Below are 15,552 nucleotides of genomic sequence, written 5' to 3'. Positions count from 1 at the left end.
GGTACAGCCGTCCTGCACGCTAACATTCATAAGAATGCCAGCGGCCCGTGCCGGCGCAAAAAGCGAAGGGCCGCCCGTGGGCGGCCCTTCTTGTCTTACGCGCTCTCGGGCGCCTTGAGGCGGACCAGCTTGGTCAGGAGCGCATCGAGGCCCTGTCCCTCGCCGGCATGCAGGTCGATGCGGCCGACCTTCTCGACCAGACGCTCGAGCGACTCCAGCTCCTTGAGCCGCAGCAGCAGAGGGTTCTCCTCCATCAGCCTGGCGGTGTTCAGGAGCGAACGCGTCGCCGCGGTCTCCTCCTGGCGACGGATCAGGTTAGCCTTCGCCACCCGCTCCGCCTCCACCACCTTGTTGACCAGCTCGCGGATCTCGCCGAGCAGGATCACGTCCTTCACGCCGAGCTCGGTGACCTCGACGCCGCTGTCCGCGACACGATCGCGGACGAAGTCGCGAAGCTCCGTATCGAGCGCCGTCTTCGCAGACGGCACCTCGTCCAGCGTGCTGGCCGGCCACCGCCTCGTCCGTGTTGCAAGAGGGCTGCGTGTGATTTTTTCATGACGGGGCGGTGCTGTGACCCAGGCGTCGCAGCACGTCCCGCCAATGCGAGGGCACCTCACCCCTTCTGCGCGGCATCCTGGAAGCAGGCGCGCAGCCAGTCGATGGTGACGCGCGTTGCCGTGTCGCGCTTGAGATGGTTCTGCACCAGGAGCCAGACGTCGCGTCGCTTCGGCAGCAGCGTGGCGCGCAGACGGCGGTCGGTCAGCAGATCGGCACAGCTGTGCTCCGGCAACACGCCGACTGCGTGATGCGACTGGATCAGCGTTTGGATGATGCGGACATTGTCGGTGACGCAGCGCGCGCGAAGCCGCTTCGCGCGCAGGAACTGCATTTCCGGAATCCCTCCGAGCTCGTCGGGATAGGCGCACAGCATCGCTTCTCCCGCCGTTGTCGCGGCCGGCTCGAAGAAATACGACCTGACCTCGGCGAGCTTCGAGATCGCAAAGTCGCCCTTGTCGGGCTTGCGCAGGCGGATCGCGAGATCGGCCTCCCAGCGCGAGAATTTTACGTTGTCGCTCGACGTCAGAAACTGCAGCGTCAGGCCCGGATGGGCGCGCAGGAATTCACTTGCGCGCGGCGCCAGCACCTCCTCGGCGATCGCACTGGTGGAGGCGATCCGCAGCCGCCCGACCGGACCAGGCAGGCTTCCGCCGATCCGGCCGATCTCCTCGGCATGCGCGGCCATCGCCTCAATATGCGCGAGCACCATGTCGCACTGCCGGGTCGGCTTGCGGACGCCATCGACGGCCTCGAACAGGCGCAAGCCGAGCGCGCGCTCGATCCGCGCCAGCCTGCGCCCGACCGTGGTCTCGTCGATGCGCAGCCGCGCGCTGGCGCCCGCATAAGTGCCCTCGTCCCTGACCGCCGCGATGATGCGAAGATCGTCCCAGTTCATGGCGGCAGGCTACATCGTGCGACCGCCACCTGCAATAACGCAGCCACCGGCTGCAATATCCCTGCATAACAGCAGGCCGAACCCGGGCTATGTTTTCGGCGACACATCCGCTGGAGAACGACCATGACATCAGCCAAGACATTGATGCAGCTTGCCGGTATCGACCTCACCCCGCCCCGCCTCGGCGACAGCTGCCTGGTGCTGATCGATATCCAGAACGAATATCTCGCAGGTCCCCTGGCGCTGCCCGACGCCAAGCCGGCGATTGCGCGCGCCGCCGCATTGCTCGCGCGCGCCCGGGAAAGCGGCGCCGCGATCATCCACATCGCGCACAAGGGCCAGCCGGGCAGCCTGTTCGACCGCACCGCCGAGCGTGGCGCGATCGTCGCGCCGCTGGCGCCGCGGCCGGGTGAGATCGTGATCGAGAAGCAATTGCCGAACGCGTTCGCCGGCACCGACCTCAACGCGCAGCTCGCCGCGACCGGCCGCAAGGAGCTGGTGCTCGCCGGCTTCATGACGCATATGTGCGTGAGCTCGACCGCCCGCGCCGCGCTCGATCTCGGCTTCCGCACCACGATCGACGCCGACAGCTGCGCCACCCGCGACCTGCCCGACGGCGTCGGCGGCACGATTGCCGCAAGGCTCATTCACGACGTCGCGCTCGCCGAACTGTCCGACCGCTTCGCGATCATCGCCCGCGGCAACGCGCTCGCCTGAGCGCTGATCCCCGCGGCGCTGCGCTACTGAAACGCGACCTCGGCAAAGCTGCGCAGCTTGCGCGAATGCAGGCGTTCGGATTCCTGCTGCTTGAGCCGCTCCAGCGCCTTGAGACCGATCTCAAGGTGCTGGCCGACGCGCTGGCGGTAGAATTCACTGGCCATGCCTGCGAGCTTGATCTCGCCATGCAGCGGCTTGTCGGAGACGCAGAGCAGCGTGCCGTAGGGGACGCGGAAGCGATAGCCGTTGGCGGCGATCGCCGCCGATTCCATGTCGAGCGCGACCGCGCGCGACTGCGACATGCGCCGGATCACCTGCGGCCCGCTGATCTCCCAGTTGCGGTTGTCGACGCTGGCGACCGTGCCGGTGCGCATCAGCCGCTTGAGCTCGAAGCCGGAGAGCCCGGTCACCTCGCCGACCGCTTCCTCGAGCGCGACCTGCATTTCCGCCAGCGCCGGGATCGGCACCCAGAGCGGCAGCTCGTGATCGAGCACGTGGTCGTCGCGCACATAGCCGTGGGCAAGCACATAATCGCCGAGCCGCTGCGTGTTGCGCAGTCCGGCGCAGTGCCCGATCATCAACCAGGCATGCGGCCGCAGCACCGCGACGTGATCGGTGATGTTGCGCGCATTGGACGGACCGATGCCGATATTGATCAGGGTGATGCCGCGATAGCCGGGCCGGACCAGATGAAAGGCCGGCATCTGCGGGACGCGTTCGGACGGGGTCCCGGTGCTGCCGCCGCCGAGCCGCGCATTATGCGTCATCACATTGCCGGGCGCGACGAAGGCCTCGAGACCGGCCTCGCCCGACGCAAGCCGCTGCTGGGAGAGCTGCACGAAGGCATCGACATAGAACTGGTAGTTCGTGAAGATCACGAAATTCTGGAAGTGCTCCGGGTCGGTGCCGGTGTAGTGGTAGAGCCGGCGAAGGGAGTAATCGACCCGCGCCGCGCGGAACAGCGCCAGCGGCTCCGGCGCGCCCGGCGTCAGCTCAAACGTGCCGTCGGCGATCGCATCGTCCATCGCAGCGAGATCGGGCGTATCGAAGATGTCGCGCAGCGACCGGGTGAACGCCGAACTGTCGGCGATGGTCAGCGCCGCCTCGATATTGATGTCGCGGCGGTAAGCGAAATGGATCGGGATCGGCTCGTGCGACTCGCCGATCTCGACCGCCACGCCATGGTTCTTGATCAGGAGCCCGATCTGCTCGGTCAGATAGGTCCGGAAGATATCGGGCCGCGTGATGCTGGTCTCGTGGATGCCGGGTCCTGCGACGAAGCCGTAGGCAAGCCGCGAGTCGAGCCGCGCATGTGACGAGGTCGTGATGCGGACGAACGGATAATGCGCCCGCACCCGCGTCGTGAACGGCACGCCGTTGACATAGGCCTCGAAACGATTGCGCAGGAAGCCGGTGTTGCGCTCGTAGATCTCTTCGAGACGGACAACCGCGGCTGCGGCATCGACGAACGCTTCGGTCGTGATCGGCGGCGGGGTTTCGATGGAGGGTGTGGGAGACATGTTCGCTTTGCACCAGATCCGTTGCCGAGCTTGGACTCGCCCTGGATCAGCACAATATAGCGACAATAGCCCTCAGTTCCAGTTCGACGCCGATCGCGCCAAGTTGCCTTACTCCGCCTCGCGGAGCGGCAACGCGCAGATTTCGGACCGGGTCAGGAACCGGCGCTCGCGCCCGTTGTCGAGCGAGAACATGCCGCCGCGGCCGGGAACGACGTCGATGATCAGATCGGTGTGCTTCCAGGCGTCATATTGCGCGCCGCTGATGTAGAACGGCGCGCCGCCGATCTCGCCGAGCTTGACGTCGTGGTCGCCGATCAGGAATTCGCCTTGCGGATAGCACATCGGCGACGAACCGTCGCAGCAGCCGCCGGACTGGTGAAACAGCACCGGCCCGTGATCGGCGACAATCTCGGCGATCAGCTCCAGCGCGGCCGGTGTCGCGGTCACCTTGTCAGCCATCGCGGCCTCCGTGATGGAGCTTCGGCGGGACACCCCGCCGAAGCCTGTCGCGTCTACAGGATCCTAGAAGAAGCCGAGCTTCTTCGCGCTGTAGCTCACCAGCATGTTCTTGGTCTGCTGGTAATGGTCGAGCATCATCTTGTGGTTCTCGCGGCCGACGCCGGACTGCTTGTAGCCGCCGAACGCCGCATGCGCCGGATAGGCGTGGTAGCAATTGGTCCAGACCCGGCCGGCCTGGATGGCGCGGCCGAAGCGATAGCAGCGATTGGCATCGCGGCTCCAGACGCCCGCGCCGAGGCCATAGAGCGTGTCGTTGGCGATCGAGAGCGCTTCCTCGTCGGTCTTGAAGGTCGTGACCGACACCACGGGCCCGAAAATCTCCTCCTGGAACACGCGCATCTTGTTGTTGCCCTCGAACACGGTCGGCTTGACGTAATAGCCGCCCGATAGTCCGCCGCCGAGATTGTTGCGCTCGCCGCCGGCCAAGACCTTGGCGCCCTCCTTCTTGCCGATGTCGATATAGGAGAGGATCTTCTCGAGCTGTTCGGAGGAGGCCTGCGCGCCGATCATGGTGGTCGGGTCGAGCGGGCTTCCTTGCGTGATCGCGGCCACGCGCTTCAACGCGCGCTCCATGAAGCGGTCGTAGATCGATTCGTGGATCAGCGCACGGCTCGGGCAGGTACAGACCTCGCCCTGGTTGAGCGCGAACATCACGAATCCTTCGATCGCCTTGTCGAAGAAATCATCGTCTTCCGCGCAGACGTCCTTGAAGAAGATGTTGGGCGACTTGCCGCCGAGCTCGAGCGTCACCGGGATCAGGTTCTGCGAGGCGTATTGCATGATCAGCCGGCCGGTCGTGGTCTCGCCGGTGAAGGCGATCTTGGCGATCCGGTTCGATGAGGCCAGGGGCTTGCCGGCCTCGAGGCCGAAACCGTTGACGACATTGAGGACGCCCTTGGGCAGGAGATCGCCGACCAGTTCGAGCCAGGTCATGATCGACGCCGGGGTCTGCTCGGCGGGCTTGATCACGACGCAATTGCCGGCGGCGAGCGCCGGCGCCAGCTTCCAGGTCGCCATCAGGATCGGGAAATTCCAGGGAATGATCTGCCCGACGACGCCGAGCGGCTCATGGAAGTGATAGGCGACGGTGTCGTGATCGATCTCGGAGATCGAACCCTCCTGGCCGCGGATCGCGCTGGCGAAATAGCGGAAGTGGTCGATCGCGAGCGGTATGTCGGCCGCCATGGTCTCCCGGATCGGCTTGCCGTTGTCCCAGGTCTCGGCGGTCGCGAGCTTCTCGAGATTGGCCTCCATCCGGTCGGCGATCTTGTTGAGGATCAGCGAGCGCTCGGCGACGCTGGTCTTGCCCCAGGCGCCCTTGGCGGCATGCGCCGCGTCGAGCGCGGCCTCGATATCCGCAGCATCCGAGCGCGGGATTTCGCAGATCGGAAGTCCCGTCACCGGCGAGACGTTGTCGAAATACTTCCCGGAATGGGGCTCGCGCCATTCGCCGCCAATGAAATTGCCGTAGCGCTTGGCGAACGGCGCCTTGAGCACGGACTGCATGTCCACCTTGTTCATGTGTTCCTCCGTTGGCACGCCGATGCACACGGCGTTGGCCGGAACGCTCGGTCAAATCAGGCAGACAGAACAGGGGCTCGCCCCAAGGGCCACGAGGGAACTGTCGCAAATCTGAGACAGAGTGCGCCGCAAATTGGCGCGGGCGCATCGATAAGATCAGGTTGAGCTGGAATAGCGTCGAAGGATCACCTCTCCCTTGGGAGAGGTCGATTTGCACAGCAAATCGGGTGAGGGGTTCCGGTCTATCGAGAGAGCAAGAGCCCTCACCCGGATTGCACTGGACGATGCTTCGCATCGCCAGGAGCAATCCGACCTCTCCCCGGTGGGGAGAGGTGAATCGAAGCCGCGGCGAGCCGATTCAACCAAAGGTCATTGCGCGCTAACGGTGCAAGCCAAGCTGCTTGAGCTTGCGGTGCAAGGTCGCCCGGGACATGTCGAGGTCCCTGGCGGCCTTCGACACATTGCCGCCGGCGCGCGCCAGCGCACGCTGCAACGCTGCACGTTCCGCGGCAGCCAGGTCACCCGCGTCGCGAGTCTCGCCGATCAGGTCGGCCGCCGGCAATGGCCGCGCCAGCGACGCCGCGTTGAGGCCGAGCGCGCGCCGCGCAGCCCGCGTCGCACCGATCACGAGATCGTCGCGATCGACCGCCAGCAACGAGTTGACGGCGCGCTCGCTTTTGGGCGTCAGCAGAATCCGCGCGTCGGGAAACGCGCGGCGAAAATTCTCGGCCTCGATCGTGCGGGCGGCGTCGGTGACCGTGGTCGCGATCAATCGGGAAAATCCGCCGGTCAAATCCGCCCGGCAGGAGGAAACGTCGAGCGCGGCGGCAAGCTCGCCGTGTTCGTCGAAGATCGGCGCGGTGGTGCAGAACAGTCCGGAATTGCGAGTGAAGAAGTGCTGCTCACGGTCGATCGACAGCGGGCGCTTCTCGACGATGCAGGTGCCGATGCCGTTGGTCCCCTCGTATTTCTCGCTCCAGACCGCGCCGGTCCAGAGCCCCCAGGCGTCAAAGGTCGCATCATCGGCACCCGCGCCGCGCCGGTCGACGACGACGCCGTCGCGGTCCGCGAGCAGCACCGAGCAGCCGACCCCGCCCACGGCAAGAAACAGCCGATCGAGCGTGCTCTGGGCGACTTTCAGGAATCCGCCGAGCCGCTGCTGCGCAGCGGCGATGTCGGCCTGGCTGAGACGATGCGACGGCAGGCGGCTCGCCGGATCGAGCGCGTGCAGATGGCCGGAACGACGCCACGACGCCGACAGGTCGGATGGCGCTCCGCCCCCTGCCAGCACGTCGAGAACCTTGTCCGTATGCATGACGCCAGGCGATCGGCTCATGCTTCCCTCCCTGCCACCGGGGTTCTATGACCCTCGGGAGCGCGGCGCTGTTGACCCTGGCACCCTTGTATGCGGCAGGATATAGCGCGCCCCACGGCCTTTCAAGGGATGGCAACCGGGACCTTCGGACAGGAACTGACGATGGAGCGGCGGCCGTTCGAGGCAGTTGACCGCGGGACAGGCCAAGGGGACAGGCGTCCCCTCCAGCAGAATGCGCCTACTGAATCCGCGCCAGCACCGCGAGACGGCGGATGCCCTTGTTACGGTAGGCGTCGAGGAACGCGTAGTAGTCCTTGAACGAGACGCAGCCGTTGGAGTCGCCGTTCGGACCGAGCATGAAGGTGTGCGCGAGCAGGCCGACGCGGTTGAAGATCTTGCCTTCGCCCCCGATCGGATTGAGCCGCAGCGCCGGCACGCCGTGGAACAGCGCCTCGCGCGGCTTGAGTTCGTAGATGTGCGGCGGCGTCACGCCGACCATTTTCAGATGCGACGATCTGGGATCGTCCAGCCGGGAGCCGAGGCCCGAATGCGCCTCGAGGCGCGTTCCGTCGGGCAGGTACACGGTCCTGGCCGAGATGTCGTACACCGCGGTCTGGCGGTCATAGGGCGGCGAGCCGCCGAGCATCGGGTTCTGGTCCAGCGTCGAAGGAATGCTGCCGGTCACGTTCGCATCGGCCGAGGCGAAGGAGAGCAATCCGCCGCTCGACTCCCGCTTGCCCCACAGTTTTTCGACCATGGTCTGCCGCTCGTTCGATGCGATCGACATCACCGCGGCCTTGGCGCGCGCGGCCATGTCACGGACGCCGCTGGACTTGGTCGCCTGCTTGGCTTCGGCAGGCTTCGCCTCGGACGCCTTATCGGCACCCTTGGGCTGAACGTCCGCAGCGGGATCGTTGAGCGCCACCTTCAAATTGGCGGCGGCCTGCTTCTTGGCGGCTTCGACCGACTTCGGCGCCGGCAATGGCTTCGAAGTCTCGGCGAGCTCTGCGGAGGCGACCGCCCTCGCCGCTTCGGCGAGCTTGGGCGCAGCGGCCTGCTTGATCGGGTCGATCTGCGATGCGGCGTCAGCCACGACGCTGGACGCCACGCCCTCGGGCGAGGCGGCCGCAAACCGATCGTTAAACATAAGCGACGATGCCGCGGCTTCCGACTTCGCGACCTCGGTCTTCGCGGGCGCCGCCGGTGCCGGCCTCAGGGACGCGAACACCTCGTTGAAGGCAGGCGTCGGCCGCGCAGCGACCGCGACAGGCCGCTTCACCACCGGCGCATCGAACGACGCATTGCCCACCGACGGATAGACGCTCGCCGCAAAGATGTTGGCGTAGACGGTCCAGGCGCAGCCAAGCACCAGCCCCGCCACCGCGGCGCTGCCGAGGAAATGCTGTGGGAGGATTTTTCGGGAAGATTTCTTGCGGCTTGGCGCCCCAAGAACATACGCACTCGCACTCGTACCCATACGCCCGGCGCTCAAAACAGGTCCACCTTTGTCCCTCACTCGACGCGGGGTCGAACGGGTGTTCGGCTCAACGTCGCGCGGGGGCACAGACGGCCATTAAGGCGACTTTTAGTTAAATGCGACTTAACCGGATGCGATCCCCTGCAGCGCGGGAAGTGCCTGTGGCGTAGGGCTTTTTTAAGATGACATTGGACCGCCGAAGCGGCTTTTCTGTCCCATCATGGGACATTCCGGCATGCTGCTCCAACGCAGCATGCCGGAATATATTCAGGGGAGAATTTCCTTGCCGATCGCCCCGTAATCGCGCGGGGATCGCGCAAAAACCATCTCCTCAATAGGAGAGCTTCGGATACCAGTCCGTGCCGCGTCCCTCTGGCGTGGTGTCGAGCACCGTCCACAGCGGATCCATGTCCGGCGCGCCGCGCGGGTCCTGGCCGGGGTCCATCGTGCCCGCCCCCATTTCGCCGGCCCAGAAATGACGGATCGTGCCGTTGTGGCGCGTGAAGACATTGTAGCCCGGCAGGTCGCTGTCATCCTTGCTGACATAGTCGCGCGTGTAATCACCCGACGCATCCGAGTAGATCCTGTGACGCGTCCAGCCGCGCGCCTTCTTCGCCTCGATCAGCCGTGCGATCGGCGAGCGCGCCACGAACACGAACGACACGCGCTGCTCGATATCGGACAGCTTCTCCTCCCATGTGCCCATGAACGATGTGCACATCGGACACGGCTTCTCGCGCTGCGGGCCGTACATGTAGCTGTAGACGATCAGCGTCGGCTTGCTGCCGAACAGATCGGCGAGCGAGGCCGCGCCGGACTCGCCGGTGAACTCATAGGGCTTGGTCACCTCGCCGCCGGGCGGCAAGGCGCGGCGCAGCTCGGCGACGCGCTCGATATGCCGGCGCAGCTCGATCTCTTCGACAAGCAGCGCCTGGCGGGCGCGGCGATACTCGGCGCTCTCATTGGGAAAGCGCCTGACATTGGTCTTGGCGAGTTCGGCAGCAGGCTTGAGAACGGAACTGGTCATGTTGGAACCTCGCGTGGTTGACGGGCTGTCTGGAAGACGACCCGGACCCGGACGATCCGACACTTAACGGCGAGAGTTTTACTGCAGTTCCGGCGGCGGGGAACGGTCGAAGACCTCGCCCTTTGCGCCCTCCAGCAGGTCGAGCGCGTAGGTCTCGATGGTCAACGGCCCCCGCATGCGCTTGGCCTCGGCCACCGTTTCGACGCGGGCGAAATTGTCGCGCAACGAGGCCGGCATTGCCTGCTCGACCTCGTGCACATAGAGCAGCTTGCCGGACAGCTGCGCAGGGCCCGGTTCGGGCAAGTTGACCCAGCGAATGCGCTGGCCCTGCTGGGCGACGCAGGTGCCCTTGGGGAGATAGAAGGCGAGCCAGCCCGTGGTGCCGTAGTCCGCCGCCAGTACGCAGCTCGCGCCGGTCCGCACGCGCGCCGCTTCGATCTCGTCCGCCAGCTCCTGCCAGCCGACACCGACGCTGCGCACGGTGGCGTCGCGGCGGTAGCCCGAGAGCAAACCGGTGTTGGCCTGCACGATCAGCAGCGCGAACAGCACGACGCCTGTGGGCGCGGCCCAGCGCCGGCAGAAGTCGATCGTGCGCTGCTCGCGCGGCGCCCACTGCACCTGGACTGCCGCGACCGCGGCCGCCACCGCAAAGGCGGGATAGACCGGCGCGAACCAGTTGGCCTCGACCCGCGCATGCAATGCGTGCCAGGTGAAGTAGACCACGATGGTCCAGAACATCGTGTTGACCAGCACGCGCGCCTCCATCGCGCCGGCGCGGCGCCGATAGAGCGCGTAGAGGCCCATCACGCCGAGGATGAACACCAATGGCGTTGCGAACGCAAACTGGGGCGGGATCAGCTCGGCGATGTAGGTCGGCCGGAAATCCTCGATCCGCGCGCGGCCCATCTGCTTGATGAACGACACCCAGTGGTGATCGGCATTCCACAGGATGACGGGGCTGAACAGGCCGGCCGCAACCAGGCCGCCGAGATAGAGCCAGGGCGAGAGAAACCAGCGCCGCAGCTTCGGCACCGTCGCAAGCCAGATCAGGATCGCCGGACCAAAGAACAGCGCGGTGTATTTTGACAGCAGCGCCGCGCCGGCGCCGGCGCCGACCGCAAGCCACCAGGCGCCGCGGCCGCTCTCCAGTACCTTTGCGAGCGCGTACAGCAGGAGGCTGGCAGCGACCAGCAGCGGCGCATCCGGCGTCACGATCAGCGTGCCGACGGCGGCCATCAGCGTGACATTGAGCAGGATCGTTGCGCTCGCCGCGATGCGCCGGCCGCCGAACAGGATCTCGGCCGCCCGGTGGATCGCCCAGCTCATCGGCAGTGCGAGCAGGATCGACACCAGCCGCACGCCGAACGGCGTATCGCCCGCGATCATGGTGCCGAGCCGGATCACCACCGCGACCATCGGCGGATGGTCGTAATAGCCGCCGGCGAGCGACTTCGACCACATCCAGTAATAAGCTTCGTCGAAGGTCAGCGGCGTCCATGCGGCGGCAGCCAGTCGCAACACGACCAGCGCGCACACCGCAAGCGCGGTGTTTCGGGCAAGCCGCGCCTCGTTCGCGTTCATGCCGCCGTCATCGCTTGCGCCAGACGAACAGCCCGGACATCGCGTAGTTCCACACCACGCCCATCAGCGCGCCGGCTGCGCCCGCCAGCCACCAGATCGGCTCCTGGTCGTAGACCGAGAACGCGACGCCGACATTGGCGAGCAGACCGACGCTGCAGACCAGATAGAACAGCAGCAGGCCGCGCAGGATGCCAAAGCCCTTCAGCCGCTGGTCGCGGTAGGTCAGGAAATTGTTGAGGATGAAGTTGCTGGTCATGGCGACGATCGCACCAGTGGCCTGGGCCTCCGGGAATGGCGCCTTGAACAGTTCGAGCGCGATGAACAGCACGGTGAGGTGCACCACCAGGCCGAGCCCGCCGACGGCTGCGAACAGAATGAAGCGCAGCGAGATCAGATCATTGGTCAGCTTCGCCAGCACCAGGCCGAGGAAGTCGAGCGCGACCATGGAGTCGAGCTTGCTCTCGCCATGCTGGCGGGCACCGAAGGTGTAGGGAATTTCGACCGCGCGCAGCTTGCCCTCCGCCGTCGCCACCACGTCGAGCAGGATCTTGAAGCCTTGCGTGGACAGCTGCGGCGCGAGCTGCTCGAACCGGTCGCGGCGGATCATGAAGAAGCCGCTCATGGGATCGGCGATCTCGACCTTCAGCGCGCGGCGCGCGATCTCGGTGGCAAAGGCGCTGGCGCCGGCGCGCTGCTTGTTGAAGCCGTCGGCCTTGTAGCCCTCGATATAGCGGCTGCCGACCACGAGCTCGGCCTCGCCGCTCTGCAGCAGCGCCACCATCCTCGGCAGCTGGCTCTCGTCATGCTGCAGGTCGGCGTCCATCACCGCGGCATAGGGCGCGCTCGATGCCAGGATGCCCTCGATGCAGGCGCCGGACAGGCCGCGCCGGCCGATCCGGCGGATGCAGCGCACGCGGGAGTCCTTCCGCGCCAGCGCGCGCACCACGTCCCAGGTTCCGTCGGGCGAATTGTCGTCGACGAAGATGACTTCCCAGGACACGTCCTTCAGCGTCGCGTCGAGCCGGCGATACAGCACCGTGACATTGTCACGTTCGTTGAAGGTCGGGACGACCACCGAAAGCTGCGGCAAACTTGCCGCCTGCGATGAGGTTTCGGGGCCCGGCTTGATGGCTTCGTTCATGAGCGCCAGCGTATAGCCGCAGCCTCACCCGCTGCCAAGGCAGGCCGACCCAAACGCACGCTCGGAAAGCGGGAAAACGGGGCAAAACACCCCTCAAAATGCCAACGACCACGAACAAGGGGCGCGCGTACATCCGGCGCAGCCATCAATGTCGTGGTCGTCCCAGCGCCGGAGCCCTGAAGCTGCAACGTCGCCGTTATGACCTAGTTAGGTAGCCCCCATGCGATCCGCAAGGGGCGCGGAGGCGCTAGTTGTTGGGGACTTCCCGGATCACCGGGCCGCGTGGCGCCGGGGCCACCGGCGCCGCCTCGGCGGCAGGAGCCGCCTGCGGCTGCGCGGCGGACCGGGTCGGGTTACGGAGTTGGCTCGGCGACGGCCCGTAGATGAACGCCGCGGCCAGCGCGACGGCTGCAACCAGTGCGCCCAAAAAGCCTGCCGTCGATTGTGAGCTCATGCCGATCATCCCCTCGCCTGCGCGGATTGATATCAAAAATCGGCCGGCCGCAACAGGATTTGGGAACCTATTTCGCCGCGGCCTTGCGCCGGGTGAAGGCGGTCACGATGTCCTTCTGCGCGAGCTCGATCGCGCGGTTGGCGGTCGTCAGGTTCGCGTCGGCATCCTGTTTCGGAAATTGCAGCGACAGGAAGTCGATCAGCGACACCCGGAAGTTCTGCCGCTCCGAGGGACATACATTGGCGATCAGCGAGGTGAATTCCTGGTCCGACATCGCCTTGTTGCTGTCGCGGGGATATTCGCGGGCGAGACAATTCCAGTAGGCGTCGCGGCCGGTGATCGCGAGCTTGTGCGCATCGTCGACCTCGTCGGCCATTGCAGCGGACGATATCGCGGCGGAGGACGTGATCAAGAGGGCGGCCGCAACCAGCATGCGCATTTGTTGTTCTCCATTTTGGCGCATCGTAGCGAAGAGCGACGGCGACGATAAGCACCGCCGCGCCGATCTGGCAAACTGGCCAATCACGATTATTTTGACTAGTCTTCTTTCCTGTTCCCTCCCTCACGATGAGTGCAGTCGTGGCCAAAGCTCCCACCAAGGCGACCAAGACCAAGACAGATGCAGGCAACATCTATATCGGCATCGGCGGCTGGACCTTCGAGCCGTGGCGCGGGGTGTTCTATCCGGAGAAGCTCGCGCAAGCGAAGGAGCTGTCCTATGCCGCCTCCAAGCTGACCTCGATCGAGATCAACGGCACCTATTACGGCTCGCAGAAGCCGGAGAGCTTTCGCAAATGGGCCAGCGAAGTGCCCGACGGCTTCATCTTCTCGCTGAAGGGACCGCGCTTCGCCACCAACCGCCGCGTGCTCGCCGAGGCCGGCGATTCGGTGAAGCGGTTCTATGATTCGGGCGTGCTGGAGCTGAAGGACCGGCTCGGGCCGGTGCTCTGGCAGTTCGCGCCGACCAAGAAGTTCGACGGCGCCGATTTCGGCAAGTTCCTCGAGCTGCTGCCGCGCAAGCTCGACGGCCGCGCGCTGCGCCACGTCGTCGAGGTCCGCCACGACAGTTTTTGCGTGCCCGAATTCGTCGCCCTCATTCGCGAGCACGAGGTGCCGGTGGTGTTCGCCGAGCACGGCAAATATCCGGCGATTGCCGACGTCGCGAGCGACTTCGTCTATGCCCGGCTGCAGAAGGGCAATGACGAATTGAAGACCTGCTATCCGCCGAAGCAGCTCGACGCCTGGGCCAAGCGGTTTCAGGACTGGGCCGGCGGCGGCGAGCCCGACGACCTGCCGAAGGTCGACAAGGCCGCGCCCAAGAAGGCGCCGCGCGACGTGTTCGCCTATGTGATCCACGAAGGCAAGGTCCGCGCGCCGGCGGGCGCGATGGAATTGATCGAACGGGTGAAGTGAGCGAGAACCGATGGCGAAGGCGAAAAGGCTGTTCACCATCGGCTACGAGCAGACGCCGTCCAAGGCGGTGCTCGACGAGCTCGAGCAGGCGGGCGTCAAGCTGCTGGTCGACGTCCGCGCGGTCGCGTCCTCGCGCCGGCCCGGCTTCTCCAAGAGCCAGCTCGCCGCGGGCCTCGACGAGCGCGGCATCGGCTACGTCCATCTGCGCGGCCTCGGCACGCCGAAGAGCGGACGGGAGGCGGCGCGCAGCGGGCAATATGCGCTGCTGCACAAGATCTATTCGGCGCATCTGAAGACGGCGCAGGCCAGGGAAGAACTCGACGAGCTGTCGGCGCTGGTCAAGCAGTCCGGCCCGGTCTGCATCCTCTGCTACGAGCGCGACCACGAACACTGCCACCGTCGCTGGATCGCCGAGATCATCGAGGAGCGCGACGGCGTCAGGATCGAGAACCTGGCGGCGCCGCAGGTCTAGCCTGCCTCGCCCGGCACATTCAGCGTCCCCTCCATCATCTTCACGCAGCCGCCGCCGACATGCACCGAATTGATCGCGCCGGCCTGCTTGCGCACCCGCGTCAGCAACAGGCTCGGCCGTCCCATGTCGACCCCCTGCCCGATCCGCAGCCGCAGCTCGCCATCGCGCGCCGGATCGATATCGGCGAGCAGCGCCGCGCAAGCCGCGGTCGCGCTGCCGGTCGCGGGATCCTCGGACAGGCCGCTGGCGCCCGGATGGAACATGCGCGCTTGCAGGTCGAGCGGCTGCTCGCTCGCCGGCACGTCACGGGTGTAGAAATAGACGACGTCGCGGCCGATCTCGGCCAGCGTCCTGGCGAACGCCGCCGCATCCGGCCGGGCGCGCTTCAGCGCCTCGCGCGAGGCGATCTCCACCACCAGGAACGGCAGCCCGACCGAGACGACCTGCGGGGCGTGCCGATCGGTCTTCGCGTCAGCCGCCGTCAGCGACAGGCACGCGGCGGCCGCGGCCGCGCTCACCTCATTGGTCCGCTGCAACGCCTGCGGCGCCGTCAGCTCGGCCCCGATCACATTGCCGCCATCGGACAGGATCTCGACCGGCACGAGGCCCGCCTTCTCCTCGAACCTCAAGCGCGCCGGCGCCTTCGCGGCCCGGCTCGCCAGCACGAAGGCGGTGCCGACATTGGGATGGCCGGCGAACGGAATTTCCGAGCGCACCGTGAAGATGCGAACCTGGGCGTCGTTCGCCTTGTCCTGCGGCGGCAGCACGAAGGTCGTTTCGGAATAGTTGAACTCGGTCGCGATCGCCTGCATCTCTTCGGTCGACAGCCCTTCGGCGTCGAGCACCACGCCGAGCGGGTTGCCGCCGAAGGCGCGGTCGGTGAAAACGTCGACGGTGATATAGCGCCGCTGCATCTTGCTTGTCCTTGTGCTCCGGTCATTC

Annotated in this window: 15 protein-coding genes and 1 pseudogene; 3 read left to right on the top strand and 13 right to left on the bottom strand. The window is 66.1% G+C overall.

What is annotated here, in order from left to right:
- Window positions 1-95: 95 nt before the first annotated feature.
- Window positions 96-500: pseudogene (locus JEY66_RS18490) on the bottom strand (SPFH domain-containing protein); the annotation flags it as partial.
- A 113-nt stretch (window positions 501-613) separates the two neighbouring features.
- Window positions 614-1,453 (bottom strand): LysR family transcriptional regulator, encoded by an 840-nt coding sequence (locus tag JEY66_RS18485; protein WP_018272379.1) that lies wholly within the window; start codon window positions 1,451-1,453, stop codon window positions 614-616.
- A gap of 123 nt (window positions 1,454-1,576) precedes the next feature.
- On the opposite strand from JEY66_RS18485, the gene JEY66_RS18480 reads away from it, so the two are divergent.
- Window positions 1,577-2,170: a cysteine hydrolase family protein gene (locus JEY66_RS18480; protein ID WP_018272380.1), complete on the top strand. Its 594-nt coding sequence runs from the start codon at window positions 1,577-1,579 to the stop codon at window positions 2,168-2,170.
- Window positions 2,171-2,193: 23 nt separating this feature from the next.
- On the opposite strand, the gene JEY66_RS18475 is transcribed toward JEY66_RS18480, so the two are convergent.
- The 10 genes from JEY66_RS18475 to JEY66_RS18430 form a co-directional block, all read right to left on the bottom strand.
- Window positions 2,194-3,690, bottom strand: a complete 1,497-nt coding sequence (locus tag JEY66_RS18475; protein WP_018272381.1) for an AMP nucleosidase — start codon at window positions 3,688-3,690, stop codon at window positions 2,194-2,196.
- A 108-nt stretch (window positions 3,691-3,798) separates the two neighbouring features.
- Window positions 3,799-4,149, bottom strand: a complete 351-nt coding sequence (locus JEY66_RS18470) for a DUF779 domain-containing protein (protein ID WP_018272382.1) — start codon at window positions 4,147-4,149, stop codon at window positions 3,799-3,801.
- A 63-nt stretch (window positions 4,150-4,212) separates the two neighbouring features.
- Window positions 4,213-5,730: an aldehyde dehydrogenase gene (gene adh / locus JEY66_RS18465; protein ID WP_018272383.1), complete on the bottom strand. Its 1,518-nt coding sequence runs from the start codon at window positions 5,728-5,730 to the stop codon at window positions 4,213-4,215.
- A gap of 379 nt (window positions 5,731-6,109) precedes the next feature.
- The gene (locus tag JEY66_RS18460) at window positions 6,110-7,066 is read right to left on the bottom strand and encodes a helix-turn-helix domain-containing protein (RefSeq protein ID WP_026192968.1); all 957 of its coding nucleotides are present in this window, start codon (window positions 7,064-7,066) and stop codon (window positions 6,110-6,112) included.
- Window positions 7,067-7,283: 217 nt separating this feature from the next.
- Entirely contained in the window at window positions 7,284-8,426 is a 1,143-nt protein-coding gene (locus JEY66_RS18455; protein WP_018272385.1) for a DUF2778 domain-containing protein, read from the bottom strand.
- 427 nt (window positions 8,427-8,853) lie between these two features.
- Complete coding sequence (locus JEY66_RS18450; protein ID WP_018272386.1) at window positions 8,854-9,549, bottom strand: DUF899 family protein; 696 nt, start codon at window positions 9,547-9,549, stop codon at window positions 8,854-8,856.
- Window positions 9,550-9,627: 78 nt separating this feature from the next.
- Window positions 9,628-11,130, bottom strand: coding sequence for a glycosyltransferase family 39 protein (locus tag JEY66_RS18445; RefSeq protein WP_018272387.1), 1,503 nt, complete (start codon window positions 11,128-11,130; stop codon window positions 9,628-9,630).
- A 7-nt stretch (window positions 11,131-11,137) separates the two neighbouring features.
- A complete protein-coding gene (locus JEY66_RS18440; RefSeq protein ID WP_018272388.1) occupies window positions 11,138-12,271 on the bottom strand; it encodes a glycosyltransferase in 1,134 nt (377 codons plus the stop codon).
- Between the two features lie 247 nt (window positions 12,272-12,518).
- Window positions 12,519-12,725, bottom strand: a complete 207-nt coding sequence (locus tag JEY66_RS18435; protein WP_026192969.1) for a hypothetical protein — start codon at window positions 12,723-12,725, stop codon at window positions 12,519-12,521.
- A 67-nt stretch (window positions 12,726-12,792) separates the two neighbouring features.
- Window positions 12,793-13,164, bottom strand: coding sequence for a hypothetical protein (locus JEY66_RS18430; RefSeq protein ID WP_018272390.1), 372 nt, complete (start codon window positions 13,162-13,164; stop codon window positions 12,793-12,795).
- Window positions 13,165-13,304: 140 nt separating this feature from the next.
- On the opposite strand from JEY66_RS18430, the gene JEY66_RS18425 reads away from it, so the two are divergent.
- Together JEY66_RS18425 and JEY66_RS18420 are read left to right on the top strand one after the other, a co-directional pair.
- Entirely contained in the window at window positions 13,305-14,138 is an 834-nt protein-coding gene (locus JEY66_RS18425) for a DUF72 domain-containing protein (protein WP_026192970.1), read from the top strand.
- Between the two features lie 10 nt (window positions 14,139-14,148).
- Complete coding sequence (locus tag JEY66_RS18420; RefSeq protein ID WP_018272392.1) at window positions 14,149-14,610, top strand: DUF488 domain-containing protein; 462 nt, start codon at window positions 14,149-14,151, stop codon at window positions 14,608-14,610.
- On the opposite strand, the gene JEY66_RS18415 is transcribed toward JEY66_RS18420, so the two are convergent.
- Entirely contained in the window at window positions 14,607-15,524 is a 918-nt protein-coding gene (locus JEY66_RS18415) for a PhzF family phenazine biosynthesis protein (protein ID WP_018272393.1), read from the bottom strand. The genes JEY66_RS18420 and JEY66_RS18415 overlap by 4 nt on opposite strands.
- Between the last annotated feature and the right edge of the window lie 28 nt (window positions 15,525-15,552).

This window comes from Bradyrhizobium elkanii USDA 76, from assembly GCF_023278185.1.
Taxonomy (GTDB): domain Bacteria; phylum Pseudomonadota; class Alphaproteobacteria; order Rhizobiales; family Xanthobacteraceae; genus Bradyrhizobium; species Bradyrhizobium elkanii.
Note: the sequence above shows the minus strand (reverse complement) of the source record. Positions and strands in the feature narration are given on the sequence as shown.